This window comes from Geminocystis sp. CENA526 (assembly GCF_050753365.1).
Classification (GTDB): Bacteria; Cyanobacteriota; Cyanobacteriia; order Cyanobacteriales; family Cyanobacteriaceae; genus Geminocystis.
This window is the reverse complement of sequence record NZ_JBLZFY010000272.1, coordinates 1-1,462: the sequence shown is the minus strand read 5'-3', so window position 1 is coordinate 1,462 and position 1,462 is coordinate 1. Positions and strand designations below refer to the sequence as shown.

Here is a 1,462-nt window from a genome sequence, read left to right as displayed (position 1 = left end):
GTTCATCATTTTCTGCCAAATATATTAAGAAATATAAAGAATAAATCATGAGATGACAGAGTATAAAAAATACTTTACGATAGACTATAAAATTTATTAATCATGTAATGACTAATTTGCCTTTAGTTCGAGTCAATAGTCTTTTACCACTGCTCAAATTTTTTAAGGAAAACAGTATTTCTTTGGATGATTTCTTGCATAAAAGCACTATTCCCGAAAATATATTTTCTCAACCTGAAAAACTACTTTCTCTTTATCAAGTTTTCAATTCGATCGATTCTTTTGCCTATCGTCAAGGGATAGATTTTTTAGGAATTTTGGCAAGTGAAAAACTGGAAATTGAACACCTTGGTTTATTTGGCAAGGTTCTTCGTCAATCTTTAACAGGTTATGATTTATTACGCACTATTGTTACTTTATTGAAAAAAACCTATAGTTCAGGGGTAAAAGTATGGTTAACGGAAGATGACGATCGCATCTGGTTCAATCATCAATATCCTAATTTTTCCTACAACGGAAATAAACAAAAACAAGGGAATTATTACGCTTTTTTCTTGCACTTTCGGGCGCTCAAAACTATCCTAAATTTTGACTGGTATCCTACAGATTTATATTTTCGGGGAGAAACCGTCAAAGGATTATCAGATTTGGGTTTATTTTCCCAGTCTCGACTACATTTCAATAAATCCTATAATTCCATTGCGATTTCTAAAAATCTTCTTTATTTACCATTAAAAAAAGAGTCTGAAAATATTAATCATAACGAGGAACAAAACTTATACGAACAATTAATATCCACCTCACCTCCTGTGGATTTTAGCAAGGCATTGCAACAATTAATTCGCTCTCAATTATTTGGTGGTAGTATTAAGATAGAGACTATAGCTGATTCCATCGGTATGAGTAGCAGAAGTTTGCAAAGGTGTTTGGGCGATCGAGATTTAAGCTACTCTCGTTTATTAGATCAAGTTCGATTTCAATTAGCGGTACAATGGTTGCAAGATAACAGTATTTCTGTAAGTGAAATTGCCTTTGAACTACAATATAATGAAATTAATAGTTTTAGGCGATCGTTTAAGAGGTGGACGGGTGTAACACCGAGTGAGTATCGTAATCGATTATATCGAGGGGAATAAAATTTATTCGACAAAAATTATGAATGGAAAACGCATTTTATTTTCAGCTATCATTACGGGGATGATTGGTTTTGTGGCTGGTGTTGGTATCGCTAAATATGGACAACTTAATGAAACCACTTTAAAGTTCGATCGATCGGTTTATCGTAGTTGGGTTCGATCGTACGGTAGAATGGGGTTAGCCATCGGCTTTGTCGTGGGTGCAGGGCAGGAATATTTAAGACAGGCAAAAAAACAGAGAGATACAGAAGAAAATAGTTAAGGGTAGAATAGTGAACATAATCTATCATAATGGGAAAATGAGAACGTATCATCACTGTTAGATC

2 protein-coding genes are annotated in these 1,462 nt (G+C 33.9%); both read left to right on the top strand.

Going from position 1 to position 1,462, the window contains the following annotated elements; all coding sequences use genetic code 11:
• Positions 1-107 precede the first annotated feature (107 nt).
• Positions 108-1,136 (top strand): helix-turn-helix transcriptional regulator, encoded by a 1,029-nt coding sequence (locus tag ACN4EE_RS23325; RefSeq protein WP_431708898.1) that lies wholly within the window; start codon positions 108-110, stop codon positions 1,134-1,136.
• A 19-nt stretch (positions 1,137-1,155) separates the two neighbouring features.
• Positions 1,156-1,398 (top strand): hypothetical protein, encoded by a 243-nt coding sequence (locus tag ACN4EE_RS23320; RefSeq protein WP_431708897.1) that lies wholly within the window; start codon positions 1,156-1,158, stop codon positions 1,396-1,398.
• Positions 1,399-1,462: the final 64 nt, after the last annotated feature.